The organism is Curtobacterium sp. LFS079 (assembly GCF_047977865.1).
In the GTDB taxonomy this organism is placed as follows: Bacteria; Actinomycetota; Actinomycetes; order Actinomycetales; family Micrococcaceae; genus Arthrobacter.
The window spans coordinates 523672-547161 of the sequence record NZ_JBFPFO010000002.1 but is presented as its reverse complement, the minus strand read 5'-3'; the positions used below and the strand labels follow the sequence as shown (position 1 = coordinate 547161).

Below are 23490 nucleotides of genomic sequence, written 5' to 3'. Positions count from 1 at the left end.
AATCGGTATCAACAAACTTGGCACACTATTGAGTTCTCAAACAACAGACACACCCGGCACCACCCAAACCAAACATTCAGGATCGCTCCGGAGCAACTTTCCAAACTTACCCGATTCCCTCCCGCCAAGCAAATCAACGTTTCCGTCAAAACCTGAAGAAAAGAAGCGGCTCCCGAAAGGCATCAAAGCCAACCGGATAACCGGCTAAATTCGGGGGAGTTTTGGCCGCCTCCGGGTCCCAGCTCTTCGCTGTCCCCCTCGCGGCGACTCAGAAAACATTACACGCCCCGGCGGGGCCACGCAAATCAGCGAGCAGCGGGGTCTGTAGCCGCGGAATCGCGGCGGAAATCCGGCCCCCGGGGGCCGCCGGAACCGCAACAAACCTCGGAATCAGTACCGTGAAGCCCCTCACATCCGCCGCACGTGGCCAGTCCCTGCGGCTTGAGGGATGCAGAACGCTTGCGCCATGCAGAAGGGCATCCGGGAACGCAGAAAGGGCCGGCAACCAAACGGTTGCCGGCCCTTTCAGTGCTTCTGGACTACCAGGAAGACTTGGTGATGCCCGGGAGTTCGCCCTTGTGTGCCATGTCGCGGAAGCGGACACGGGAGATGCCGAACTTCTGGAAGGTACCGCGCGGGCGGCCGTCGATTATGTCGCGGTTGCGGACGCGGATCGGGGAGGCGTTGCGGGGCAGCTTCTGCAGGCCGAGGCGTGCCTCTTCGCGTGCTTCGTCAGTCGCGTTGGGGTTAACCAGGGTCTTCTTCAGTTCGAGACGCTTGGCGGCGTAGCGCTCAACGATGACCTTGCGCTGCTCGTTGCGAGCAATCTTGGACTTCTTAGCCATGTTTAGCGCTCCTCTCGGAATTCGACGTGCTGGCGGATCTTCGGGTCGTACTTCTTCAGGACCAGGCGGTCCGGGTCGTTACGACGGTTCTTCCGCGTCACGTAGGTGTAGCCGGTGCCCGCAGTGGACTTCAGCTTGATGATCGGACGTACGTCCTTGTCCTTCTTTGCCATTAGAGCTTCACCCCACGCGCAAGAATGTCGGCGACGACTGCGTCGATGCCGCGAACGTCGATGGTCTTAATGCCCTTGGCCGACAGGGTCAGCGTGACATTGCGGCGCAGGGACGGAACCCAGTAGCGCTTCTTCTGGATGTTCGGGTCGAACCGGCGCTTGTTGCGGCGGTGCGAGTGCGAAATGCTGTGTCCAAAGCCCGGCTCGGCTCCGGTCACCTGGCAGTGTGCTGCCATGTCGACTCTCCTCAAAGTATGGAATAACGGCCTGCAGAATTCCTGCCTGCCGTGCGGTCAGTGACGTCCGACGCCGGTCCACTATGTTTTCGGTAGTTCCCGCAGCATCAAGGACCGGTTGAAAACCAGTGCTGGATTGCCGCTGCGGCGAAGGAGTGGGCCCGGAAACTGGTTCCGGGATACCGGGCGGATGGAGGAACGAAGCAACTTGAGCCCCTAACTACCGGCCACCGGATCTTCCGCCGTTTCCGACAGTCACCGCCAACCGGAGCAATTGCACACGCTCCGCGCCACCTAGCGCCTAATAAGTCTAGGTGCTGCGTGAAATTAAGACCAATCCGGTGTATATGGGACTGCCGCAGGCACAGCCGTTGAGCGCTTCAAGCCCCGGCCCACAAAGGTCATAAGCGGTATCAAGGCCATTCACAGCAAAACGAAAGGCTCCGGGCAGAGTCTGGTTTGCATGAAGCAGGAACTCCTTGAAATCCCGCGCCGGCAGCCCCCGGCCGCGCAGCCCATGGCGGGTTCCGCCGTCGAGCACGGCTTGCGCTCCAGGCAGCGGCGCCGCATGGTCCGCACCGATCTGCTCACCGTGGTGCTGTGGTCGTCCCTCTCCGCTGCGGCGGCTTTATGGCTGGCCGACGGCGGCGCCTCCTCGCTGGGCAGTCCCGCCCAGTTCGTCACCGCAGCCGGGATCCTGGCCGGGCTTGCCGGCATGGACCTGGTGCTGCTGATGCTCCTGCTGGCGGCCCGGCTGCCCTTCCTGGACAACACCGTCGGCCACGACCGCGCGCTGGAGTTCCATCGCAAACTCGGCAAACCGGCACTGTACCTGTTGCTCGGGCACGGGCTCCTCATCAGTATCGGCTACGGCCTGGCCGAAGGCCTGGACCCCGTCAGCGAGGCGGTGGCACTGTGGACGCTGGTCCCCGACATGTGGCTCGCGTTTGTTTCGCTCGCCCTGTTTGTCGCGGTCGTGGTCACGTCCCTGGTGGCGGTGCGGCGCCGCTTCCCCTATGAGTTCTGGTACGTGGTGCATTTGCTGACGTACCTGGCCGTTGGCACTGCCCTGCCCCACCAGTTCAGCGTGGGCGGGATGTTTGCCGAGGGGACATGGCAGCGCTGGTACTGGCTGCTGCTGTGCTCCGGCACGGGGGCGGCACTGCTCTGGTACCGGGTAACGACTCCCTTGGTGGCGACATTCCGGCACCAGTTGACTGTGAGCCGCGTGGTCCCGGTGGCGCCCGGGGTGGTGAGCATCGAAATGCACGGGCTTCGGCTGCACGAGCTCGCGGGCAGCGGCGGGCGCTTCTTCGTCTGGCGATTCCTCGCCCCCGGCATGTGGTGGCAGGCGCACCCGTTCAGCCTCTCGGCGGAGCCGGCGGCAGCACCGCCGTCGGGCGGGGTCCACGGGACCGGGATGCCCAGCGCGGGGGCCATCCGCATCACGGTCCGGAACCTGGGCGGCGGGTCGGCGGCATTGGCCAGGCTGCGGCCGGGCACCAAGGTGGCGATCGAAGGCCCATACGGGATCTTCAGCAGCGCAGCCCGGACCAGGAAGCGGGTAGTGCTGATCGGTGCGGGCATCGGGATCACCCCCATCCGCGCGCTTCTCGAATCCACCCCTTTCACGTCCGGCGACGCCACGGTGCTGCTCCGCGGCAGCAATCCCGGCGAGCTGTACCTGGGCCAGGAGGTCATGGAGCTGTGCAGGCGGCGGGGCGCCACGCTCTTCCATCTGACGGGCCCCCGGGCACCGGGCAGTTGGCTTCCCGCGGGCGAAGTTCCCGGCGGGTTGCGGGACTACGTGCCCGATCCGGCGGGCACGGATGTGTACGTCTGCGGTCCCTCCGCCTGGGCGCAGCTGGTCCTCGCGGACGCACGGAGTGCCGGGGTCCCGGAAGGGCAACTCCACTACGAAAGGTTTGACTGGTGAGACTCAGGGCAGCATTTGCGGCGGTGATGGCGTCGGCGGCCATTCTCCTGGCCGGATGGCAGGCAGGGGCGCACGTGGCCGAATCCAACGCCTCGGCAACCACGACATCGGACGTGAACGGCACGGCGGCAGGAACAGATTCGAGCGGAACCGGTTCAAGCGGAACCGGCTCAAGCGGAACATCCGCCGGGACCGGCTCCGGGACCGGCGCCGGGGCGGCGGCAAAGGCCGGCGGCAGCTACGCGGGCACCGCGGTTCAGACCCGCTTCGGAACGGTGCAGGTGCAGGTGACGGTCAAGGGCGGGGTCATTACCGACGTCACGGCCTTGCAGCTGACGGACAACGAACAGCGGTCCGTGCAGATCAGCAACCGGGCGGCTCCCGTGCTCCGCGGCGAAGTCCTCGACGCCCAGTCGGCGGATGTGCAGACGGTCAGCGGGGCCACGGTGACCAGCGATGCGTACCTGACCTCACTCCAGGCAGCCCTCGATGCCGCGAACTTCTGACATCCCGCTCCGTTCCCGGACCTTCCGGAGCATGGGCACCGTGGTCAGCCTCGCCGTGCCGACGGCTGCCGGCGCTCCCCGGGGCGACGGCGGAACGCCCGTCCCAGGGAAACCGGACCCCGACGGCGGGACGGGGGACGCCGGGACATGGGAGCTTGAGGCCGCTACCGCCGCCGTCGAGCAGGTTTTCGTCTCGCATGACCGGACCTTCAGCCTCTACCGGCCGGGTTCGGAGGCGAGCGCGATCGCCCGGGGCGAACTGGCACTGGGGCAGGCCTCGGACGACATGCGCCGGACGCACGCTGAGGCCCTGCAGTGGCGCCTGGACACCGAGGGCGCCTTCACGCCCGAGCGCCCGGACGGGATCCTTGACCTTTCGGGCATCGTCAAGGCCCAGGCAATCATGGAGGCCGGAACCGTGCTCCTGGCGCTCGGCCTGCGGGACTGGTGCCTCAATGCCGGCGGCGACGTCCTGGCCAACGGTTCCCCGCGGCCGGGCAGCGGAGAACCCTGGCGGGCCGGGGTGGTGGACCCCTCTGACCGGGGTGCCCTGCTCTCCGCCTTCCCTCTGGGTCCGGCGAACTCACGCAATGCCTTGGCCACCTCCGGGACGACGGAACGCGGCGAGCACATCTGGGCGGCCGGGCTGGGGCGTGGGGCCTCCGCCGGGTTCCGGCAGGTATCCGTCGCGGCGCCGGACATCGTCACGGCCGACGTCCTGGCCACGGCCATCATGGCCGGCGGGCGGCGCACCCTGGATATCGCCACCGAACGGTGGGACGTGGACGTCCTGGCCGTGACCGACGACGGCGGACTGCTCGCCACGCCGGGTTTCCGCGCGGCCCGCCAGGCCCCGCTACTCGGCCGCAGCCACTAAAGGTGGGTGAGTTCCGGGTACCTCGGGCTCAGCCCGTCCCCCGACGAGGTGCCTTTGACCCGGCGGACAACCCAAGGAACGGCATGCTCCCGCACCCACTGGGCATTGTCCCGGAGGGCAGCGACGCGGCCGGCGCGCAGCGCCGTGCTCCCGCCCTGCGCGATGCCGTGCTCCGCGGGTCCCAGGCGTTCATGCTCAAGCACGTCCAGCACCCGGTTCGCCATGTTGATGTGGCCTGCGGTGGACATGTGCATCCGGTCCCGGTCCCACATGCGCCAGTCGTGGTACTCGCCGAAGCGCCAGTAGTCCACCAGGCCCGCGCCGTGCTTGTCCGCGAGTTCCCGGAGCAGTTCGTTGTAGATGGCGGTGCGGCCTCGCATGGTGCCGAAGACCTTCGAACTGCGGGCGTCGAACCCGGTGAACAGCAGCACGGCCGCGCCGGTGGCACGCAAGGCGGCCAGGCCGGCGTCGTATTCCTCCATCAGGGAATCGATGTCCACCTTCGGGCGGAAGATGTCGTTCGCCCCGGCGTACAGGGTCACCAGTGTCGGTTGGAGCGCGACGGCGGCCGCCACCTGTTCTGCCATGATCTGCCGGAGCTTCCTGCCGCGGATGGCGAGGTTGGCGTAGCCAAAAGCGTCGTTGTCCCGGCCGAGCTGCTCGGCTACCCGGTCAGCCCAGCCGCGGACGCCGTTGGGCCGGGCGGGATCGGGGTCGCCGACGCCCTCCGTGAAGGAATCCCCCAGGGCGACATAACGGTCCGAAAAATCCATGCCGACAGTCTAGCCACCCGGCGCGTGGCCCAGCGGGCTCAGCGCTCCCGGGCTCAGTGCTCGCGCAGGATCCAGTGGTCCGGCTTGAGGCGGGCGACGATCTTCTCGCCGATGCGCGCGAGGTCGGCGACGTCGTCATCGGTCATGGCGTCCATCATCAGCTCGCGGACGGATTCCACATGGCCCGGAGCGAGGCCCACGATCGTGTCCATGCCGGCGTCGGTCAGGTGCGCGACGGTGACGCGGGCATCGCCGGGGTGCCCCGCGCGTTCCACCCAGCCGCGCTTCTGCAGCTTGGTGACCACGTGGGAAAGCCGCGACAGGGACGCGCTGGTGCGGGCGGCCAATTCGCTCATGGGCAGGAAGCGGCCCTCGGATTCGGAGAGCATCGCGAGCACGTTGTAGTCGAAGAGGGACAACTTTCCCGCTGCCTGGAGTTTGGTGTCCAACGCCGCCGGCAGGAGGGTGTTGATGCTCACGAGGGCCAGCCAGGCGCGGCGTTCCTCGGCATTCAGCCAGCGGGGTTCGGTCATGGAACCATCCTAGGGGCGGTCCCGCTGGGTAATCTGGTGCCATGTTCATTGTGTCGCTGACGTACAAGGTCCCGGACGAGATCGTCGACTTCCACCGCCCCGCCCACATGGCCTGGGTGAAGGAGACTTTCGACGCCGGGATCTTCCTCGCGTCCGGCCGCCGCGTCCCGGCGATTGGCGGCGTGCTGCTCTCCCGGGTCGACCGCGCCACCCTGGATGAAGCCCTGGCCCGCGACCCCTTCTATTCCAACGGGGTGGCGGACTTCGAGATCATCGAATTCTCGGTGACCTCGGCTGCCGAAGGCTACGAGAACCTGCTCGACTAGGCGCGGACTGCGAAAGTCTATTTTCTGTCAGACCTGTCTGGGATGCTCTGGGCATGGAGATGACAGTGCAGCTGACGATCGATTGCTACGATCCGCAGAGAATGGTCAGTTTCTGGGCCGAGGCCCTGGGTTACGTGCCTGAGCCCCCGCCGGACGGGCACGCCACGTGGCGTGCGTACTGGGCGGCGTTGGGGGTCCCCGAGGCAGAATTGCCAGCCGGTGCCGGGGATCTTCCGGAGTCGATCATCGACCCTTCGGGACGTGGGCCAAGGGTGTGGTTCCAGCAGGTTCCGGAGCCAAAGGTCGCCAAGAACCGGTGGCACTTCGATCTGAAGGTCGGTGAGGGACGTGGCGTCCCACTGGGGGTCCGCACGCAACAGGTCAAAGCTACGGTGGAACGGCTGGTCAAAGCCGGTGCCACAGTGCTGCGGATCAAGGATGAGCCGGATGCAGAGTTCTACGCCGCCGCGATGCAGGACCCGGAAGGCAACGAATTCGACGTCATCTGAGATCCGATGCGACGGTGGCGGCTGCAGCCAGTTCACGGCCTAGCCGCGGACTGGAACCGGCGCCTTCGAGCTTCCCAGGCGTTCCGGGAGGACCGCGGGCATGAGGGCCGGCCAGCGGGCGCCGAGGTGGTCGCCGCTGGAGACGCCGCGGATCCGCCGGGAGAACCAGGGGGCGACGTCCCGCCTCAGCCAGGCGGCGTCGTCGGCGACTATTTCTGCCCGGCTGCGCTGGAGCAGCGGGGCGAGAACCGGCGTCGGCAGCGAGTGCGCGGCGCCGAGCACCTCAAGGACCTTGACCGCCATGTACTCGTGGCCGGGAGTGGACATGTGCAGCCGGTCCGGCGCCCACATGCGACGGTCCTGGAAGCGTTCGAAACACCAGTGGTCCACCAGGAGCGTGCCGTGTTCGGCGGCGATGCGCCGGATGTGCTTGTTGAAAATGGCGGTGCGTAGCTTGAGGGGTTCGAGGACCGGCGACAGCGGCACGTTGTATTCGGTGAACAGCAGCACCCGGGTGCCGGTTCCGGCGATCCTGGCGACGGCGGCTTCGAAGCGGCGGATGAGCGCCCCGAGGTCCAAGCGTGCGGCGAGGAGGTCGTTGCCGCCGGCGTGGAAGCTGATGAGGTTTGGTTCCATGGCGAGCGCGGTGTCCAACTGTTCGTCCACGATGCGGCGGAGCCGGCGCCCGCGGACGGCGAGGTTCGCGTAGCGGGTGCGCGGATCGTTCCGGGTCAGTTCCTCGGCCACCCGGTCCGCCCAGCCGCGGCAGTCGTTGGGCAGGCGGAGGTCGCGGTCGCCCACGCCTTCGGTGAAGGAATCCCCGACGGCGACGAAACGCAACGGTGCTGTGTCCATTACTTCGGGGGTCATTTCGGCTCCTTTGTTGCTGCTTCTTCCACGAGTTTCCGGAGCCCGCCCTTGCGCGGGACCTTCACGGGGTCGGGCCAGCGGGCGCTGAGGGAGTCGCCCAGGGTGACGCCGCGCAGCTTGCGCCCGAACAGGGGAACCACCCAGTCGTTGATCCAGCGCCGCTGCTGGCGTTCCCATTCGCGCAGTTTCAGGCGGCGGGGCGGGTCCCAGTCTTTCGGGGAGATCTTGTGCGGCACACCCAGTTGGTCCAGGACCCGGGCGGCCAGGTACTTGTGGCCGGCTTTGGACATGTGCAGCCGGTCCGCGGCCCACATCCGCCGGTCGTGGTAGGCGTCCATGCACCAGTAGTCCACCAGCACGGCACCGTATTCGGCGGCCAGCTCGCGGACCCGCTGGTTGTAGAGAGCGTTGCGCTTCCTGAAGGGCTCCAGCACGGCCGAAACCTTGACGTCATAGCCGGTGAAGAGGACCAGGGTGGCGCCGGTTCCGGCGAGGCGGGCGACGAGGTGTTCGTAGTCGGCCATGAGCTGGTCCATGTCCGTGCCGAAGTCGAGGATGTCGTTGCCGCCGGCGTAGAGGGTAATGAGGCTCGGCTCGAGGGCCAGGGCATGTTCGAGCTGTTCGTCGACGACGTGCCGGAGCCGTTTGCTGCGCACGGCCAGGTTCGCGTACTCCCAGCCAGGCTCCGCTTTCGCCAACTTCTCGGCAACCCGGTCAGCCCACCCCCGCACCCCATTGGGAAGGTGCTTGTTCTTATCCCCCACCCCCTCGGTGAAGGAATCCCCTAAAGCAACAAACCGCCGTCGCCCATCAGGAGAAAAAAGAAAACCACCCACCCCCCGAACCTACCCACCCCAATCAACTGCAAGGGAACAGCGAGCTTAACGGACGGAGACGGACCCGGTTACGACGCTCCCGCCCGGTTGCTTCCCGAATCCAGACCCGGGCCCTGCCAATTTCCGCGGAATTCCGGAAGCACGCCACAGTGGACTCGAAAGCAACTGGGACGGAGCGGCGCAGGAAGCTCAACGAAGGGGGACAGCAAAGGTGAGCGGCACGAAGGCAAGCGACGGAAAGGCGACAGAACAATAGCGGCGCGGCAGGTCAGGCGACAGACGCACCAGCCGCGGCCGGTGGTCTGCGGGGAGCGCATCGCCGACTGGAGCGCAGAGCAGGTCGCCCAGCGACCGAAGCGGAGCGCCGGAAGGAAGAGAGGACCCGACGGTCCCGAACTGAGCTTGCGAAGTTTGGGTAGGGTCCGAACGCTAAGCGACCGCAGGCCAGCGGCGAAGGCGAAAGGCAACCGACCGCCGTCGCGCACCACTGACGGCGCGCAAGCGCGGGAACGCAGACTAAAGCTCCGCTTTCCCCTTGCGCCAGTACCCCATGAAAGCCACCTGCTTCCGATCAATCCCGACATCCCGCACCAAGTAACGCCGCATTTCCTTGATGACCCCAGCCTCGCCGGCGATCCAGGCGTAGAAGGGCAGGGCGCCGGCGGGCAGGCCGGGGTTGCGGGTGGCCTTGATGGAGGCGGTGTCCATGCGCTGCGGCGTTTCCCAGAGGATGTCCTGGTCCACGTTGACATCTTCCGGTTCGGGGCCGGCGGCGGCTTCGGAGGAGATGCCCACCCAGCCGGGCACGGGGACCGCCTTCCGGACGGCGGCCTGCAGGAGCTCTCCGTGCGGACGCGAGCGGCCGATCGAGGCGCCGCGCGCCAGCCAGGTGATTTCGACGTCGGCAGCTGTCTGGAGGTCCTGGAAGTCGCCGGCTTCGGGGACCTCGAGGAAGGCGTGGCCGCTGATCCCGGCCGGCAGGCTTTCGAGGATGGCGCTGATGGCGGGGACGGCGGTTTCGTCGCCGCCGAGGAGGATGCGCTGGGCCAGGCCCGGGCGCCATTCGATGCCGGAGTAGATTTCCGCGGTGACGCAGTGCGCGGCGCGATTGTTGGGGCCGATGATGGTCAACGAGTCGCCGGGCTCGGCGGTCAAGGCCCAGTTGGCTGCGGGGCCGCCGGTGCCGCCGGCATCGAAATGCATCACGAAGTCGACGTCGATCTCCGGGTACACGGCGTCGAGGCGTTCGCTGCGGACGGTGTAGGTGCGCATGGCACCGCGCACGGCGGGGTCCATCGCGAGCCACTGCTGGTACCACCCGGCGTCGCCCATTTCGAAGGCGGGCAGCGGGATGGTGCGGCCGTCGGCGTCGAGTGATGGGATGAGCAGCTTGACGCGCAGGTCCAGGGTGCTGCCGGAGACGCCGAAACCGCGCAGGCAGTAGCCGCCGAAGGTGATCCGGCGGAAGTTCGGTCCGATGTCCTGGACCGCGGTGACGGTGACGTCGAAGGCCAGGACCATGGGCTCCGTGGCGTAGCTGGCCGGCGGCGCGGTTTCGGTGCTCATGAGGCGATCTCCAGTGCGGTTCGGGTTGACGGGGCGGTTGCGGTTTGCCGTGCAGGGAAGTGGTGGCGGCCGATCGGCACGATCAGCGGGGTTCCGGAGACGGGATCCGGGACCACACGGCATTCAAGGCCGAACACGGTGCGGACGAGCTCCTCCGTGATGACCTCGGCCCCCGGGCCTTCGGCCACGATGCCGCCGTCCTTCATGGCGATGACGTGGTCCGCGTAGCGTGCGGCGAGGTTGAGGTCGTGGAGCACGATCGCCACGGTGGTGCCGCGGCGGCGGTTGAGGTCCGTGACGAGGTCCAGGACTTCCACCTGGTGGGCCAGGTCGAGGTAGGTGGTGGGTTCGTCCAGCAGCAGCACGTCGGTTTCCTGGGCCAGGGCCATGGCGATCCAGACCCGCTGGCGCTGCCCGCCGGAGAGTTCGTCCACGTTGCGGTCCGCCAGTCCGGTGGTGTCGGTGGCTTCGAGGGCCTGCCGCACCGCGAGGTCGTGCGGCGAGGAATCGCCGTGGCTCCAGTTGCGGAAGAAGCCCTGGTGCGGGTAGCGGCCGCGGCCCACGAGGTCGCGCACGGTGATGCCGTCCGGCGCGGTGGGGTGCTGCGGCAGGAGGCCGAGTGTCCTGGCAAGTTCCTTGGCCGGGCGGCCGTGGATGTCCTTGCCGTCCATGGTCACGGCCCCTGCGGCGGGCTTCAGCAAGCGGGACAGGCCACGGAGCAGGGTGGACTTGCCGCAGCCGTTGGCGCCCACGATCATGGTCACCTTGCCCTCGGGGATTTCCGTGCGGAGCCCATCGATGACCCGGCGCTGCTCGTACTGGAGCGTCAGGTCCCGGGCGCTGAGACGGGGCATTTCAGGAGTCCTTTCGATTGGACGTGGCCAGGAGCCAGAGCAGGAACGGGGCACCCAGGGCGCCGGTGACGACGCCGACCGGCAGCACCGTTCCGTCCAGCAGCAGGGGTGCCAGGTTGTAGGCGAAGTAGTCGGCGGCCAGGACGATCACGGCGCCGGTGAGGCCCGACGCCGGGAGGCTGGGTTTCCCGGTGAAGCGCCGGGCAATGGGCCCGGCAAGGAAGGCGACGAAGGAAACCGGGCCGGCTGCCGCCGTCGCGACCGCTGCGAGGGCGACGGCGGTGAGCACCAGGCCGAGCCGCACGGCGCCGACGCGGATGCCGAGGCCGGCGGCGGTGTCATCACCGAGTTCGAGCATGCGCAGCGGCCCGGCCAGGACCGCCGTGAGCGGGAGCAGGACGCACAGCGCCAGCAGCAGTACGCCGATCCGTTCCCAGTTGGCCGGGTTGAGGGAGCCGTTGAGCCAGATGAGGGCTTCCGCGGCAGTGCGGATGTCGGCGCGGGTCATGAGGAAGCTCACCAGGGCCCCGAGGGCGGCCGCGATTCCGACGCCGGCGAGGACGAGCCGGTTGCCGGCGGCATTCCCGTTGCGCCCACCGGCCCCGCGCAAGTTTCCGCCGCGCGAGATCAGGTAGATCAGCAGGGCGACGGCGAGGGCACCGAGCAGGGCCGCGACGGACACGGTGGCGCCGGATGCGCCGAAGACCACGATCGCCAGGACCGCGGAGGCGCTGGCGCCGTTGCTGATGCCGATGACGTCCGGGCTGGCCAGAGGGTTGCGGAGCATGGTCTGGAACAGCGCGCCGGAGAGTCCGAACGCGACGCCGATCATCAGCCCCATGACGGCCCGCGGCAGCTTGTTCTCCATAACGATGAAGCTGGCGCCGGGGATCTTCTCGCCGCCCGTGAGCTGGGCCGAAACGATCGCGACGAAGTCCGGGACCGTGACCGTGTAGCTGCCAAGCAGGACGCTGGCCGCGAGCAGGAGCACGACGGCGGCCGCGAGAAACCACGTCCGGTTGGGCTTCTTTTTCCCGGCGCGAACGTACAGTTGGGGCCCCTTTTTCGTGCTTTTAAGGGCGTCAACTGTACGTTCGCGCTCGAGGGTGCGGCTCATAAGGAAACCCCCTTGCCGCGGCGGACGAGCCACACGAACACCGGCGCGCCAAGGATCGCCGTCATGATCCCTGCCGGGACCTCGCCGGGCAGGAGCACCACGCGGCCCACGACGTCCGAGGCCAGAAGGAGCGCCGGCGCCAGCACCAGGGAGAAAGGCAGAATCCAGCGGTAATCCGGGCCGGTGAAGAAGCGCACGGCGTGCGGGATGACCAGGCCAAGGAAGGCGATGGGCCCGGCGAGCGCCGTCGCCGTGCCGCACAGCAGCACGACGCCGAGCGCCACGATGCCGCGGGAAAGGCCCACACGCTGGCCCAGGCCGCGGGCAAGGTCTTCGCCCAGGGCCAGGCCGTTGAGGATCCGGCCGCTGGCCAGCACAATGAGCGCGCCGACGGCCAGGAACGGCAGGCCAGGAAGGATCACGGACCAGTCGCGGCCGGCCACGCCGCCCACCTGCCAGAAGCGGAAGCGGTCCAGGGTGTCCTGGCTGGAGACGAGCACCACGTTCATCAGGGAATAGAGGCCGGCGCTCAAGGCGGCACCCGCCAGGGCGAGCTTGACCGGCGTCGCGCCGTCCCTGCCCATCGAGGCGAGCAGGTAGACGACGGCGGCAGCGGCCGCGGCGCCGAGGAACGCGAACCAGATGTACCCGCCCAGGCCCGTGATGCCGAAGAGGTAGATACCGCCAACGACGGCGAGCGCCGCACCGGCGTTGACGCCCATGATGCCGGGGTCGGCCAGGGGGTTGCGGGCCACGCCCTGCATCGCGGCGCCGGCCAGGCCCAGGGCACCGCCGGCCAGCAGCCCGAGCACGGTGCGCGGGATCCGGGCGTGCACCACGGCGTGGTTGCCGTCGTCGGGGTTGAAGTTGATCAGCGCGTCCCAGACCGTTTCCAGCGGGATGCCGCGGGCGCCCACCGCGAGGGAGGCGCCGCAGACAACGGCAAGCACGACGACGACGGCCAGCAGCCAGGCGGGCCGCTTGCCTTTCGCGGTGCGAACCTCCGCGCGAACGTACAGTTGCGGCCCTGTTTTGGCGCTTTTTGGGGCCTCAACTGTACGTTCGCGCTCAAGGGAGGAGGCCGTCGTCGTGTTTGCGGTCATCGGGGTACCTACTTGGCGGCTGCGGCGAGCCGCGGCAGGAATTTCTCCAGGGCCCACGGCAGGCTCAGCGGCGAGGACGCGGAGATGGCCAGGGTGAGGGTGTTGTCCGAATCGGCAACCAGCGCACCCTTCTTCACGGCCGGGATCTGGCCCAGCAGCGGATCCTTGACGATCTGGTCCTTGGTCTTGGCGTCCGGAACCCAGGTCACGAAGACATCCGAGTCCAGCTCGTTGGCCTTCTCGGCGGACCAGGCGGTGAAGAACTCCTTGGAGCCCTTGGACTTCTCCTCCACAACGGGGGCCGCCTTCATGCCGATCTCGGTGAGGAAGCGCGGGCGGTTGTCGGAGGCGAGGTAGACGTTCACGCCGTCGCCCTTGGCCGGCTCCAGGTTGCCGTAGATGAAGGTCTTGCCGGCGATCTGCGGGTATTTGGCGGCCTCGGCCTTGATGGCGGACTCGGTGTCGCTGACAAGCTTCCCGGCCTCGTCGCTCTTACCCAGGGCCTTGCCGATGATGGTGGTGGCTTCCTGCCACGGGGTGCCGTAGGCCAGTTCGGGCTGGGCCACCACCGGTGCGATCCCGGAGAGCTTCTTGTAGTCCGCCGCTTCGAGGCCGGAGTAGGCGGCCAGGATGACGTCCGGGTTCAGTTTGGCGATTTCGGTGAAGTTGATGCCGTCAGCCTCGGAGAACTGGACCGGAGCCTTGTCGCTCCCGAAGGAGGCGCCGAGCTTTTCGAGTGCGGCGTCCTTCCACGGGGTGGAGCCCTTGCTGTTGTTGCCCCACTCGTTCTTCGGGACGCCGACCGGAACAACGCCCAGGGCCAGGGCGATGTCGTCGTTGACCCAGGAGATGGTGACGACGCGCTTGGGCTGTTCCTTGATGGTGGTCTCGCCGAAGACGTTCTTGATGGTCACCGGGAACTGCGCGCTGCCGGCCGACGCGGCGGCACCCTGGTAACCCGACGACGCCGGGCCGGTGGAGCAGGCAGTGAGGGAAAGCGCGACGGCGGCCAGCGCGGCGGTTGCGCTTCCTGCGGTCTTGAGCAGCGCACGGCGCGGGAGGAAGGAAGCCATGTGAATCCTTAGGTAAGCGGGGCAAACCCAAGTAAGGCTAGCCTATCCTTCTGTCGATTACGAAACACTTACGTCACCTAATTCCCACCGGCCACATGCGGCGGCAAGGAAGATGCCCGTTCATCCCGCGTCAATTCCTTGCGCCGCAGGGGTGAACAATGGTTCACTCATGGGGCGGTGAACCGTTGTTCACCGCCCCACAAGCCACCACGTGAGCGACCCAAGAAGGGCCGAAACCAAGCCATGCCCGCCACCCGCACCCGCCTCCTTCCAATCTGGGCGATCACCGCCGTCCTGTCGCTGAGCGGCACCGTCGTTGCCCTCATGCAGACCCTCGTGGTCCCGCTCCTTCCGGATTTCCCACACATCCTTGGCGTCACCGGCGACGACACCTCCTGGCTCGTTACGGCAACCCTCCTGACCAGCGCCGTGGCCACGCCGATCGTCTCCCGCAGCGCAGACATGTATGGCAAGCAGAAGATGATGCTCCTCTGCCTGGCCCTCATGGTTGCCGGGTCGGTGGTGGCAGCGCTTGGCGGGACCTTCCTCTGGATCATCGTCGGCCGGGCGCTGCAGGGGTTCTCCTCCGCGCTGATCCCCGTGGGCATCAGTGTCATGCGGGACGAGCTGCCCAAGGATAAGATCGGCTCGGCCGTGGCCCTGATGAGCGCAACCCTGGGCATCGGCAGCGCCCTCGGCCTGCCGCTCGCCGGGATCCTCTACCAGGCCTTCGGCTGGCACTCGATTTTCTGGGTGTCCGCCGCGGCGGGCACCCTGCTGCTGCTCGCCGTCGCCCTGGTGGTGCCCGAGTCCAAGGTCCGCACGCCCGGCCGCTTCGACTACCTCGGCGCCCTCGTCCTGTCCGCCGCGCTGGTGGCCTTGCTGCTGGCCATTTCCAAGGGCGGCAGCTGGGGCTGGAGCTCGGAGGCCGTCCTCCTGCTCTTCCTGTCCGCGGCCGTGCTGCTGGGCATCTGGATCCCCTACGAGCTGAAGGTCAGCCAGCCCATGGTGGACCTGCGGACCTCGGCCAAGCGGCCGGTGCTCATGACCAACCTGGCATCGTTGCTGATCGGCTTCGCGATGTTCGCCAGCATGCTGCTCACCACCCAGCAGCTCCAGCTGCCTGCCGCCACCGGCTACGGCTTCCAGATGTCCGTGATCACCGCGGGCCTCACCATGGTTCCGTCCGGCCTGGCGATGGTGGTGTTCGCGCCGGTCTCCGGCGGAATCATCCGGCGCTACGGCGGGAAAACGGCCCTGATCGGCGGCGCCGCGATCATGATCGCCGGGTATGTGTTCCGCGTGTTCTTCTGGGAGTCGGTGCCGTGGATCATCATCGGTTCAACGGTGGTGAGCATCGGCACGGCCATCGCCTACGCCGCCATGCCCACGCTGATCATGGGCGCGGTGCCCATCACCGAAACCGCCTCGGCGAACGGGCTGAACAGCCTCCTGCGCTCCATCGGCACCTCCACCTCGAGCGCCGCCGTCGCGGCCTTCCTGACCTCGGTGACGCTCGACGTCGGCGGCGCACGGCTGCCCGCATTCGCCGCCTTCCAGGACGTGTTCTGGATGGCCGCCCTGGCCTCCGCCGCCTCGATCGCCGCGGCGGTGTTCATCCCCAAGGCGGCGGCCGCCGTCGTGGTCCCGGCACTGTCCGCGAAGGAACTGGTGCTGCGCGGGAAGGTGCGGGTGGCGGACCGCACGGCCGTCAACCATGGCGTGGTGACGGTGCTGCAACTGGACGGCGAGCCCGTGGACTGGAGCAGGGTGGATACGGACGGGCAGTACTCCCTCGCTCTGCCCGGGCCGGGCCGGTACCTGCTGGTGATCAACGCGGCCGGTTGGGCGCCCGAAGCCCGGGTCTTCGACCTCGACGGCCGCACCCTGCAGCACGACTTCACCCTGGGCGAGCAGCTCACCCTCGCCGGACGGGTGCTCGACGGCGGCACTCCGGTTCCCGGCGCCGTCGTCGCCGTGCTGCACGCGGGCGGTGAGCACGCGGCGTCCGTGGAGGCGGGCGACGACGGCCGGTACAGTGTGCCGTTGCCCGCGGCCGGCCGGTACATTGTTTCGGTGCTTCATCCTCAGACACTCGGCGCCGCTGCGCGCAAACTCACTGTGGACAACCGCTCCGTGGACCTCGACCTGGCGCTGGATCCGGTACCCGTCCCGGCCGGCCGGGGGCAGGGCGCATGAGCGGCACCGAGGCACCCGAAGTTGCCGTTCCCGGCTCCAGCCGCGAGGCGATCCTGTCCTCGGCGGGCCGGCTGTTCGGCGAGCGCGGATTCCGCGGCGTCACCGTGCGGGACATCGCCGCCGACGCCGGCGTGTCCGCCGCCCTCGTGATGAAGCTCTACGAATCCAAGCAGAAGCTGTTCGCGGCGGCCCAGCCCAACGAACGGCTGCTGGGCGAACTGAATGTTCCCCGCGAGGAACTGGGCACCGCCCTGGCGTACCGGGTGCTGATGCGGCGCGAACGCGGGCTGCAGGAACCGTGGGCCATGGTGCCGTTCACCATCCAGGACTCCCCGGAGCCGGAGGCCGCCCGCGCGGAAACCCGGGAACGGTACCTCGCACACGTGGCGGAGCTGATCGGGGACCCGACGCCGGAGCGCCGCCACGCCGCGAACGTCGTCGCCTTGATGATCGGCTTCGGGGAGGCCGTGCGGACCCTTGGGCTGTTCGGCGGGGCTGCCTCGGTTGAGACCGGGGCCGGCGCAGACGACGCCGCCGCGCATTTCGGCACCCTGGTGCAGGCGGAGATCGACGCCTGCACCGTGTGAATTCCCGCACCGTGTAACGCCTAGCCCGGCAGGTCGCTCCGCCGCGCGAACTGCCGGCGAAGCTCCACCTTACGGATCTTCCCGCTTGCCGTGCGGGGCATGTCCTCGACGAACACCACGGACCTGGGGATCTTGTAGCGGGCAAGCCGCCCCTCCAGGTACCCGCGCAGTTCCGCTTCGCTGAGGGCCGCTCCCTCCCGGAGCACAACGATGGCGCGCGGCACTTCGCCCCATTTGTCGTCGTCGACCCCGATCACCGCCACGCTGGCCACAGCACCGAGTTCGGCAATGGCCGCCTCAACCTCAGCGGGGTAGATGTTCTCGCCACCGGAAATGATCATGTCCTTCATCCGGTCCGAGACAAACAGGAAACCCTCCGCGTCCAGGTAGCCCATGTCGCCGGAGCGGAACCAGGCCGAGTCCGCGAAGCTGCCTGCCGTGGCTTCCGGCCGGTTCCAGTACTCGCGGATGACGTTGGGGCCCGAGATCTGGATTTCCCCGACCTCGCCCGGCCCTACGGGACCGCCAAAGGGATCGGAAATCCGCACGTCGGTGAAGAACTGCGGGAGGCCGGCCGACCCGGCTTTCTCCTTGGACTTCCACACCGGCAGCATCGTGGCGCCGGGCGCGGTTTCCGTCATGCCGTAGCAGCTGGTGAAGCCGATGCCGCGTTCCTCGTAGGCGTCCAGGACGCGGCGCGGTACTGCCGAGCCGCCGCAGGTGAGCTTCTCCAGCGATGACAGGTCCGCCGTCGCCCATCCCGGGTGTTCACAGAGCATCTGGAAGGTGGTTGGCACGCCGTTGAGGGTGGTGACCCGGTGCCGTTCGATCAGTTCCAGGGCCCGCCCGGCGTCGAACTTGGCCTCCAGCACCACGGTGGCGCCCTTGAGGAGCATCGGCAGCAGGCCCATGTCGAGGGAAGCGACGTGGAAGAGCGGCGAGATCATCAGGGCGACGTCGTCCCTGTTCAGGTCCATGTCCACCAGGGTGTTGATGCAGTTCCAGGTGATGTTCCCGTGCGTCAGCAGCGCGCCCTTGGGCTTTCCGGTGGTGCCCGAGGTGTACAGGATCATGGCACCGTCCTCGTGGCCCACCGCCTCGTCAAGGGGACCGTCGCCGGCCGCCCGGAGGGCGGCTTCATAGTCCTCGACGCCGGGCGGCAGCTCCGCGGCGGAACCCACCGTTCCGCCGTCGGGCAGTACCGCCAGGCGGCAAGCCACAGGAGTGTCTTCCGCGGAGGCCGCGGCCAGCCCGTTGAGGGCGGCGGCGTTGACCAGAAGGCGCGCCCCGGAGTCCTGCAGCTGGAACTGCAGTTCGGGAGCGGCCAGCCGGGTGTTCAGCGGAACGAAGATCGCCCCCAGCAGGCCGCAGGCGAAGAAGGTTTCCACGAAGGAAGGATCGTTCTCGCCGAGGTAGGCAACCCGGCTGCCCTTGGCGACGCCCCTTTTCCGCAACGCTTGCGCGAGCTGCTCGGTGCGCCCGGCAAGATCGTCGTAGCTCAGGGTGCGGGCCCCGGCAACGAGTGCGGCCTTGGGCCCGGACTTGGGGCGACGGCGGTGCAGCCAGGATCCGACTCCACTGTTGTCCATGTGCGCGGCCCTCCTAACGGACCGTAGAGAGGTCGTTGTCCTTAGGTTCCCGCGTCAGCAGGATGAACACAATCGAAACGAGGGCGAGGACGGACAGGAACATGACCACGGGCAGGATGCTCTGGCCGGAGTCCTTGTACAGCCCTGCCACGATTCCGGGAGTGAAGCCGGCACCGAGCAGCGTGGCCAGCTGGTAGCCGACCGCGGCACCGGTGTAGCGGTTGGTGGTGCCGAACTGCTCGGAGACGAACGCCGCGAGGGGGCCGTACAAGGACGAGTGGAGGACGAGCGCCACCGAGAAGGCCAGGAAGACCAGCCCGACGTTGCCGGAACCGAGCAGTCCGAACATCGGGAAAAGGTAGGCGATGAACAGGGCCAGGCCTGTGACCATGACGGGTCGGCGGCCGAAGCGGTCGGATAGCCGCCCGCCCAGCAGCACGAACAGGATCGAAATGGCCGAGGCCCCGGCGAAGGCGTACAGGACGCCTTGCTGCGGCGCGCCCTTGGACACGGCGTAGGTGACGGAGAACGTCGGAAGCACCACCTGGAGGCCGAAACCGGCGGCACCGGCGAACATGATCATGAGCAGGGCCTTCGGGCGTCGCAGGACTTCAAGCAGGGGAGCCTTGCGCTTCACCTCGGCACCCTCCTTGGCCACCGCCTCGGCGAAGATCGGACTTTCGGAGACCCGCAGGCGGACGAACATGCCCACGATCAGCAGCAGGAAGGACAGGAGGAAGGGCACCCTCCAGCCCCAGGCGAGGAAGGCGTCCTGCGGCAAGGCCGAGAAGATGCCCACGACGACTGTGCCAAGCACGGCGCCGGTGGGCGCGCCCGCGTTGACGAACGAGGCGGCAAAGCCCCGCCGTTTCGGATCGGAATGCTCCAGGGCCATCAGCGCGGCCCCGCCCCATTCGCCGCCGACGGCGATGCCCTGGCATACGCGCAGCAGGACCAGCAGGACCGCTCCCCAAGGGCCGATCACGCCGGCACCGGGAATCACGCCGATGAGGGTGGAGGCGATGCCCATCATCGCCATGGAGACGATCAGCATTCCCTTGCGGCCGATCCGGTCTCCGAAGTGGCCGAAGATCACACCGCCGAGCGGCCGGGCGACGTAGCCTGCGGCGAAGGTTGCGTAGGCGGCAACGACGCCGACCCACTCGTCCGTGCCGGCGAAGAAGACCTTGGGAAAGGCCACGGCGGCGGCCGTGGCGTACAGCAGGAAGTCGTAGAACTCGATGGTGCTGCCCAGATAGCTGGACAAGATGACCGTGCGCGCTTCTTTGCGCTTCCCGGCCGTGCTCGCAGGTGCGAGTGCAGTGTGTCCTGACATGGCTGTTCCTTGCGAAGGGGGGTTGGGTGGGGGTGGCCCTGGATCGGGCCTATTTGTAGAAGCGGGCGAGGAACTCGGCGACCACTGCCGGGCGCTCCTGGCCTTCGATTTCGATGGTGGCGTTGACCTTTATCTGGGCACCGCCCTTGACCTCGGTGACTTCGGCGATCCGGCCGACCATCCGGACCTTGGATCCGACCTTGACCGGAGAGGTGAAGCGGACCTTGTCCAGCCCGTAGTTGACCTTGGTGGTGACGCCGTCGACGTCGAACAGCTCGCCCCAGAACGGGATGATGAGCGAAAGGGTGAGGAAGCCGTGCGCGATCGGGGCGCCGAACGGACCGTCCTTGGCGCGTTCGGGGTCCACGTGGATCCATTGGTGGTCGTCGGTGGCCTCGGCGAAGAGGTTGACGCGGTCCTGGGTGATTTCGAGCCAGTCGGTGGCACCGAGCTCGGCGCCGGACGTGGTCAGCAGGGTGTCGAAATCGACAACGAGATTGGGCATTTCTTTCCTCCTGTGCAGGGGTGTTCAGCGGGTGAAGGCACTTGCCCCGGTGAGGGCCCGGCCGACAATGAGGGCATTGATCTCGTGGGTGCCCTCGTAGGAGTAGACGGCCTCGGCGTCGGCGTGGAAGCGGGCCACGTCGGTGTCGAGGGTGATGCCGTTGCCGCCCACGAGCTCCCGGGCGAGGGCCACGGTTTCGCGCATCGCCAGGCTCGTCTGCATTTTCGCGAGGGCGGAGTCCTGGTCGCGGTAGATGCCGCGCTCCTGCTGCCCGGTGAGCCTGACGACGAGCGAGAGGCTCGAGGTCACATTGCCGAGCATCCGGGCAAGTTTCTCCTGGACGAGCTGGAAGGAGCCGAGCTGCCGTCCGAACTGCTCCCGTTCGCATACGTAGTTGAGCGCTGCCTCGAACGCGCCGGCCTGGATGCCCGTAGCGATCCACGCAACGTCCGAGCGCATGGCCCGCAGCATGGCCGCGACGTCCTTGAACGAGTTCACGTTGTGCAGGCGGTCGGCCTCAGTGACGCGGACGCCGCTGAGCGTTATGTGGGCGTTCTGCATCATCCGCAGCGCCGTCTTGCGCTGGATCTTTTCGACGACGACGCCGGGCGCCTCGCGCGGGACGAGGAACGCCTTGACCTGGCCGTCCGCGACGTCGCGGGCGAAGACCGCAAGGACGTCGGCCGTTGCCGCGCCGCCGATCCACCGCTTCGCGCCGTCGATGACCCATTCGTCGCCGTCGCGGCGCGCCGTCGTGGCCAGGCCGCCCGCGATGTCCGAGCCGTGCCCGGGTTCAGTCAGGCTGAAGACGCCCTTGAGCGAGAAGTCGACGACGCGCGGCATCCAGTCCCGCTGTTGTTCCGGCGAGGCGCCGACGCGGATCGCGGTCCTGAAGAGTCCGGCCTGCGCCGTGTAGAAGGTGGCGAGCGAGGCGTCCGTGCGGGCGAGTTCGAAGATCCGGAAGCCGTGGTAGATCCCGCGGGCCGGGCCGTCCTGTGTGAGCTCCGCCGGCTCCATGAGGTCGAGGTCCGCGAGCGGCTGGCGCAGCTCATCCGGGAAGTCGCCGCGTTCCCAGTGATCGGCAAGGAGCGGGCGGGCCTTCCCGTCGAGGAAGGCGCGCAGCCGGCCGAGCACCCGGCGCTCGTCGTCAGTGAGGAGGGACTCGGCGTCGTACCAGTCGGCGACGCCGTACAGACGTTCGACGGCGGGCGCGGCACCACCGGCAGCAGGCACGGCACCCACGGCGGGCTCCGCCGTCGTCGTGCTCATCTCAGGACCCCAGCCCGAGGACGCGCACTGCGTTCTCCTTGAGGATCTTGGGCCGCACCTCGTCCTTGAGCGGCAGCTCCGCGAAAGCGCCGAGCCATTTCTGCGGGGTGATAAGCGGGACGTCGGTACCGAAGAGCACCTTGTCCTGCAGGACCGAGTTCGAAGCCCGCACGAGCGACTCCGGAAAGTATTTCGGCGACCAGCCCGAGAGGTCGATGAAGACGTTCGCCTTGTGGGTCGCGATCGAGTTCGCCTCCTCCTGCCACGGCACGGACGGGTGGGCCATGATCACGGTGAGGCCCGGAAAGTCGGCGGCGACGTCGTCGAGCAGGAGCGGGTTCGAGTACCGCAGCTTGATCCCGTGGCCGCCCGGCAGGCCGGCGCCCATCCCGTTCTGGCCGGTGTGGAAGATGGCCGGAAGGCCGAGCTCCTGGAGCGCCTCCCAGAGCGGGTAGAACTCCTCGCTGCTCGGGTCGAAGCCTTGGAGGCTCGGGTGGAACTTGAAGCCGCGGGCGCCGAGCTCGAGGGCCTGGTGCTTCGCGCGGGCGATCGCTTCCTCCCCCGTGCGCGGGTCCACGGAGCCGAACGGGACGAGGACGTCGTTGTGCCGGGCCGCGCCCTCGATGAGTTCCTCGATGCTGTTGGGTTCGTGGCGGAGCTGGGTCCGCGCGTCGACCGTAAAGACGACGGCGGCCATGTTCAGCTCGCGGTAGGTGTCCGCGATCCTGTCCAGGCCCGGGGAGCGGTCCTCGGCCTTGAAGTACTTCGCGGAGGCCTCGGTCAGGGCGGCCGGGAGGGAACAGTGCCCGTGGCCGTCGATCTCGACGTGCACGTGCATGTCGATCGCGTCGATCCTCCCGACGTCGATGCCGGGTTCGTAGCGCATCAGAGGACCCCGGCTGTTTCGGTCGCGGGTTCCGGCTGGAGTTCCGCCGGCAGCGGGAGGAATTCCTCGCCCACGCCCTGCAGGTGGCCGCCGATGATCTCCGCGCCCTGTTCCCGGAGCGCCTCGTAGGTCCAGCCGCCCTCGCGGTAGTCGGTCGTCGCCGGCTCGGGGTGGGTCCAGACCTGGAGCCGGTCCCCGCCTGCGCCGATCGCCTGGCCCGTGATGCCGGCCGCCTCATCGGAGGCGAGGTACGCGATGAGGCCGGCGACGTCGTCGGCCGTTCCGAAGCCAAGATCGTGACGGAAGAAGGCCGGCATCGGCTCGCCGTTCTCCTCCGCCTCGACGGCCTTGGCGAAGTAGGGGACGGTCTTCGTCATCGCGGTCGCGGCGACGGGGATGACGGCGTTGACGGTCACGCCGGCCTTCTTCATCTCGAGCGCCCACGTGCGCACCATGCCCACGATCCCGGCCTTCGCCGCAGCGTAGTTGCTTTGGCCGAAGTTGCCGCGCTGGCCCGTCGGGGAGCCGATGGTGACGATGCGGCCCTGGACATTGTTGGCTTTAAAGTACGCGAAGGCCTCGCGGACGCAGGTGAAGGTACCGCGGAGGTGGACGTCGATGACCAGGTCGAAGTCCTCGTCCGTCATCTTCAGCAGGCTCTTGTCGCGGAGGATGCCGGCGTTCGTGACGAGGATGTCCAGGCGGCCGAACGCGGCGACGGCGCCGTCGACGAGGGCCTTCGCGGCTTCCGTGCCGCCGACCGGGACGACGACGGCGGTGGCCCTGCCGCCGTCGGCCTCGATCTGCGCAACCGCGGCAGCCGCGGTCTTTTCGTTGACGTCATTGATCACGACGGCGGCGCCCTGCCTGGCGAGCTCCCTCGCGTAGGCGAGGCCGAGGCCCTGCCCGCTGCCGGTGACGATTGCAACCTTGCCGTTCAAGCTCATGGCATGCTCCCTCGCATGAAGTGACCGGCCGGTGCCGGT

26 protein-coding genes are annotated in these 23490 nt (G+C 68.0%); 8 read left to right on the top strand and 18 right to left on the bottom strand.

Features of this window, described 5'->3' with window-relative positions:
- Positions 1–208, top strand: a 208-nt coding sequence (locus ACNQPB_RS06010; RefSeq protein ID WP_498749921.1) for a hypothetical protein, incomplete at its 5' end; no start/stop codon positions are given.
- A gap of 331 nt (positions 209–539) precedes the next feature.
- Here the strand turns inward: ACNQPB_RS06010 and rpsN are convergent.
- Genes rpsN through rpmB form a run of 3 tightly spaced genes read right to left on the bottom strand, consistent with a single transcriptional unit; the run spans position 540 to position 1254 of the window.
- A complete protein-coding gene (gene rpsN / locus ACNQPB_RS06005; RefSeq protein WP_498749919.1) occupies positions 540–845 on the bottom strand; it encodes a 30S ribosomal protein S14 in 306 nt (101 codons plus the stop codon).
- 2 nt (positions 846–847) lie between these two features.
- Positions 848–1018, bottom strand: coding sequence for a 50S ribosomal protein L33 (gene rpmG, locus ACNQPB_RS06000; RefSeq protein WP_070348673.1), 171 nt, complete (start codon positions 1016–1018; stop codon positions 848–850).
- Positions 1018–1254 carry a 50S ribosomal protein L28 gene (gene rpmB, locus ACNQPB_RS05995; protein ID WP_045075827.1) on the bottom strand — a complete coding sequence of 79 codons (237 nt, stop codon included), beginning with the start codon at positions 1252–1254 and terminating at the stop codon, positions 1018–1020. Before rpmB ends, rpmG begins: the two co-directional genes overlap by 1 nt.
- Before the next feature lie 463 nt (positions 1255–1717).
- Here rpmB and ACNQPB_RS05990 point away from each other — a divergent pair, with 463 nt between their 5' ends.
- Genes ACNQPB_RS05990 through ACNQPB_RS05980 form a run of 3 tightly spaced genes read left to right on the top strand, consistent with a single transcriptional unit; the run spans position 1718 to position 4573 of the window.
- Positions 1718–3190 carry a ferredoxin reductase family protein gene (locus tag ACNQPB_RS05990; RefSeq protein WP_498749918.1) on the top strand — a complete coding sequence of 491 codons (1473 nt, stop codon included), beginning with the start codon at positions 1718–1720 and terminating at the stop codon, positions 3188–3190.
- On the top strand, positions 3187–3696 hold the full coding sequence (locus ACNQPB_RS05985; RefSeq protein WP_498749916.1) for an FMN-binding protein: 510 nt from the start codon (positions 3187–3189) through the stop codon (positions 3694–3696). The genes ACNQPB_RS05990 and ACNQPB_RS05985 overlap by 4 nt, the downstream gene beginning before the upstream one ends.
- Positions 3680–4573, top strand: a complete 894-nt coding sequence (locus ACNQPB_RS05980) for an FAD:protein FMN transferase (RefSeq protein ID WP_498749914.1) — start codon at positions 3680–3682, stop codon at positions 4571–4573. Before ACNQPB_RS05985 ends, ACNQPB_RS05980 begins: the two co-directional genes overlap by 17 nt.
- On the opposite strand, the gene ACNQPB_RS05975 is transcribed toward ACNQPB_RS05980, so the two are convergent.
- Together ACNQPB_RS05975 and ACNQPB_RS05970 are read right to left on the bottom strand one after the other, a co-directional pair.
- Positions 4570–5346 (bottom strand): SGNH/GDSL hydrolase family protein, encoded by a 777-nt coding sequence (locus ACNQPB_RS05975; protein ID WP_498749912.1) that lies wholly within the window; start codon positions 5344–5346, stop codon positions 4570–4572. The genes ACNQPB_RS05980 and ACNQPB_RS05975 overlap by 4 nt on opposite strands.
- 53 nt (positions 5347–5399) lie before the next feature.
- A complete protein-coding gene (locus ACNQPB_RS05970) occupies positions 5400–5879 on the bottom strand; it encodes a MarR family winged helix-turn-helix transcriptional regulator (protein WP_498749911.1) in 480 nt (159 codons plus the stop codon).
- Between the two features lie 41 nt (positions 5880–5920).
- Between ACNQPB_RS05970 and ACNQPB_RS05965 the strand changes: the two genes are divergently transcribed.
- A complete protein-coding gene (locus ACNQPB_RS05965) occupies positions 5921–6205 on the top strand; it encodes a YciI family protein (protein WP_426300515.1) in 285 nt (94 codons plus the stop codon).
- Positions 6206–6258: 53 nt separating this feature from the next.
- A complete protein-coding gene (locus ACNQPB_RS05960; RefSeq protein ID WP_498749909.1) occupies positions 6259–6714 on the top strand; it encodes a VOC family protein in 456 nt (151 codons plus the stop codon).
- 39 nt (positions 6715–6753) lie between these two features.
- Here the strand turns inward: ACNQPB_RS05960 and ACNQPB_RS05955 are convergent, their stop codons facing one another.
- From ACNQPB_RS05955 to ACNQPB_RS05925, 7 genes are all read right to left on the bottom strand, one after another.
- On the bottom strand, positions 6754–7584 hold the full coding sequence (locus ACNQPB_RS05955) for an SGNH/GDSL hydrolase family protein (RefSeq protein ID WP_498749908.1): 831 nt from the start codon (positions 7582–7584) through the stop codon (positions 6754–6756).
- Positions 7581–8420: an SGNH/GDSL hydrolase family protein gene (locus ACNQPB_RS05950; protein ID WP_498749906.1), complete on the bottom strand. Its 840-nt coding sequence runs from the start codon at positions 8418–8420 to the stop codon at positions 7581–7583. The genes ACNQPB_RS05955 and ACNQPB_RS05950 overlap by 4 nt, the downstream gene beginning before the upstream one ends.
- Before the next feature lie 516 nt (positions 8421–8936).
- Positions 8937–9986, bottom strand: coding sequence for a siderophore-interacting protein (locus ACNQPB_RS05945; protein ID WP_498749904.1), 1050 nt, complete (start codon positions 9984–9986; stop codon positions 8937–8939).
- The gene (locus ACNQPB_RS05940; RefSeq protein WP_498749902.1) at positions 9983–10840 is read right to left on the bottom strand and encodes an ABC transporter ATP-binding protein; all 858 of its coding nucleotides are present in this window, start codon (positions 10838–10840) and stop codon (positions 9983–9985) included. The genes ACNQPB_RS05945 and ACNQPB_RS05940 overlap by 4 nt, the downstream gene beginning before the upstream one ends.
- Before the next feature lies 1 nt (position 10841).
- Complete coding sequence (locus tag ACNQPB_RS05935) at positions 10842–11957, bottom strand: FecCD family ABC transporter permease (RefSeq protein ID WP_498749900.1); 1116 nt, start codon at positions 11955–11957, stop codon at positions 10842–10844.
- Positions 11954–13060 (bottom strand): FecCD family ABC transporter permease, encoded by a 1107-nt coding sequence (locus ACNQPB_RS05930; RefSeq protein WP_498749898.1) that lies wholly within the window; start codon positions 13058–13060, stop codon positions 11954–11956. Before ACNQPB_RS05930 ends, ACNQPB_RS05935 begins: the two co-directional genes overlap by 4 nt.
- Before the next feature lie 8 nt (positions 13061–13068).
- Positions 13069–14133, bottom strand: coding sequence for an iron-siderophore ABC transporter substrate-binding protein (locus ACNQPB_RS05925; protein WP_498749896.1), 1065 nt, complete (start codon positions 14131–14133; stop codon positions 13069–13071).
- A gap of 243 nt (positions 14134–14376) precedes the next feature.
- Here ACNQPB_RS05925 and ACNQPB_RS05920 point away from each other — a divergent pair, with 243 nt between their 5' ends.
- Positions 14377–16332, top strand: a complete 1956-nt coding sequence (locus ACNQPB_RS05920) for an MFS transporter (protein WP_498749895.1) — start codon at positions 14377–14379, stop codon at positions 16330–16332.
- Complete coding sequence (locus tag ACNQPB_RS05915; protein WP_498749893.1) at positions 16329–16919, top strand: TetR/AcrR family transcriptional regulator; 591 nt, start codon at positions 16329–16331, stop codon at positions 16917–16919. Before ACNQPB_RS05920 ends, ACNQPB_RS05915 begins: the two co-directional genes overlap by 4 nt.
- A 20-nt stretch (positions 16920–16939) precedes the next feature.
- Here ACNQPB_RS05915 and ACNQPB_RS05910 read toward each other — a convergent pair whose 3' ends face one another.
- The 6 genes from ACNQPB_RS05910 to ACNQPB_RS05885 are packed head-to-tail and all read right to left on the bottom strand — an operon-like array spanning position 16940 to position 23451.
- Entirely contained in the window at positions 16940–18508 is a 1569-nt protein-coding gene (locus ACNQPB_RS05910; protein ID WP_498749891.1) for an acyl-CoA synthetase, read from the bottom strand.
- A 13-nt stretch (positions 18509–18521) separates the two neighbouring features.
- The gene (locus ACNQPB_RS05905; protein WP_498749889.1) at positions 18522–19844 is read right to left on the bottom strand and encodes an MFS transporter; all 1323 of its coding nucleotides are present in this window, start codon (positions 19842–19844) and stop codon (positions 18522–18524) included.
- Positions 19845–19893: 49 nt separating this feature from the next.
- A complete protein-coding gene (locus ACNQPB_RS05900) occupies positions 19894–20349 on the bottom strand; it encodes a MaoC family dehydratase (RefSeq protein WP_498749887.1) in 456 nt (151 codons plus the stop codon).
- 24 nt (positions 20350–20373) lie between these two features.
- Positions 20374–21618, bottom strand: coding sequence for an acyl-CoA dehydrogenase family protein (locus ACNQPB_RS05895; protein WP_498749885.1), 1245 nt, complete (start codon positions 21616–21618; stop codon positions 20374–20376).
- A gap of 1 nt (position 21619) precedes the next feature.
- On the bottom strand, positions 21620–22504 hold the full coding sequence (locus ACNQPB_RS05890) for an amidohydrolase family protein (protein ID WP_498749883.1): 885 nt from the start codon (positions 22502–22504) through the stop codon (positions 21620–21622).
- Positions 22504–23451: an SDR family NAD(P)-dependent oxidoreductase gene (locus ACNQPB_RS05885; RefSeq protein WP_498749881.1), complete on the bottom strand. Its 948-nt coding sequence runs from the start codon at positions 23449–23451 to the stop codon at positions 22504–22506. Before ACNQPB_RS05885 ends, ACNQPB_RS05890 begins: the two co-directional genes overlap by 1 nt.
- Positions 23452–23490: the final 39 nt, after the last annotated feature.

What these genes read in the sequence shown, in the direction of transcription:
- ACNQPB_RS05910 (WP_498749891.1), bottom strand. Translation starts at nt 18,508, where the DNA reads ATGGACAACAGTGGAGTCGGATCCTGGCTGCACCGCCGTCGCCCCAAG.
- ACNQPB_RS05920 (WP_498749895.1), top strand. Translation starts at nt 14,377, where the DNA reads ATGCCCGCCACCCGCACCCGCCTCCTTCCAATCTGGGCGATCACCGCC.
- ACNQPB_RS05930 (WP_498749898.1), bottom strand. Translation starts at nt 13,060, where the DNA reads ATGACCGCAAACACGACGACGGCCTCCTCCCTTGAGCGCGAACGTACA.
- ACNQPB_RS05925 (WP_498749896.1), bottom strand. Translation starts at nt 14,133, where the DNA reads ATGGCTTCCTTCCTCCCGCGCCGTGCGCTGCTCAAGACCGCAGGAAGC.
- ACNQPB_RS05895 (WP_498749885.1), bottom strand. Translation starts at nt 21,618, where the DNA reads ATGAGCACGACGACGGCGGAGCCCGCCGTGGGTGCCGTGCCTGCTGCC.
- ACNQPB_RS05965 (WP_426300515.1), top strand. Translation starts at nt 5,921, where the DNA reads ATGTTCATTGTGTCGCTGACGTACAAGGTCCCGGACGAGATCGTCGAC.
- ACNQPB_RS05945 (WP_498749904.1), bottom strand. Translation starts at nt 9,986, where the DNA reads ATGAGCACCGAAACCGCGCCGCCGGCCAGCTACGCCACGGAGCCCATG.
- ACNQPB_RS05970 (WP_498749911.1), bottom strand. Translation starts at nt 5,879, where the DNA reads ATGACCGAACCCCGCTGGCTGAATGCCGAGGAACGCCGCGCCTGGCTG.
- rpmB (WP_045075827.1), bottom strand. Translation starts at nt 1,254, where the DNA reads ATGGCAGCACACTGCCAGGTGACCGGAGCCGAGCCGGGCTTTGGACAC.
- ACNQPB_RS05980 (WP_498749914.1), top strand. Translation starts at nt 3,680, where the DNA reads ATGCCGCGAACTTCTGACATCCCGCTCCGTTCCCGGACCTTCCGGAGC.
- ACNQPB_RS05975 (WP_498749912.1), bottom strand. Translation starts at nt 5,346, where the DNA reads ATGGATTTTTCGGACCGTTATGTCGCCCTGGGGGATTCCTTCACGGAG.
- rpmG (WP_070348673.1), bottom strand. Translation starts at nt 1,018, where the DNA reads ATGGCAAAGAAGGACAAGGACGTACGTCCGATCATCAAGCTGAAGTCC.
- ACNQPB_RS05935 (WP_498749900.1), bottom strand. Translation starts at nt 11,957, where the DNA reads ATGAGCCGCACCCTCGAGCGCGAACGTACAGTTGACGCCCTTAAAAGC.
- ACNQPB_RS05915 (WP_498749893.1), top strand. Translation starts at nt 16,329, where the DNA reads ATGAGCGGCACCGAGGCACCCGAAGTTGCCGTTCCCGGCTCCAGCCGC.
- ACNQPB_RS05885 (WP_498749881.1), bottom strand. Translation starts at nt 23,451, where the DNA reads ATGAGCTTGAACGGCAAGGTTGCAATCGTCACCGGCAGCGGGCAGGGC.
- ACNQPB_RS05890 (WP_498749883.1), bottom strand. Translation starts at nt 22,504, where the DNA reads ATGCGCTACGAACCCGGCATCGACGTCGGGAGGATCGACGCGATCGAC.
- ACNQPB_RS05990 (WP_498749918.1), top strand. Translation starts at nt 1,718, where the DNA reads ATGAAGCAGGAACTCCTTGAAATCCCGCGCCGGCAGCCCCCGGCCGCG.
- ACNQPB_RS05900 (WP_498749887.1), bottom strand. Translation starts at nt 20,349, where the DNA reads ATGCCCAATCTCGTTGTCGATTTCGACACCCTGCTGACCACGTCCGGC.
- ACNQPB_RS05905 (WP_498749889.1), bottom strand. Translation starts at nt 19,844, where the DNA reads ATGTCAGGACACACTGCACTCGCACCTGCGAGCACGGCCGGGAAGCGC.
- ACNQPB_RS05960 (WP_498749909.1), top strand. Translation starts at nt 6,259, where the DNA reads ATGGAGATGACAGTGCAGCTGACGATCGATTGCTACGATCCGCAGAGA.
- ACNQPB_RS05940 (WP_498749902.1), bottom strand. Translation starts at nt 10,840, where the DNA reads ATGCCCCGTCTCAGCGCCCGGGACCTGACGCTCCAGTACGAGCAGCGC.
- rpsN (WP_498749919.1), bottom strand. Translation starts at nt 845, where the DNA reads ATGGCTAAGAAGTCCAAGATTGCTCGCAACGAGCAGCGCAAGGTCATC.
- ACNQPB_RS05955 (WP_498749908.1), bottom strand. Translation starts at nt 7,584, where the DNA reads ATGACCCCCGAAGTAATGGACACAGCACCGTTGCGTTTCGTCGCCGTC.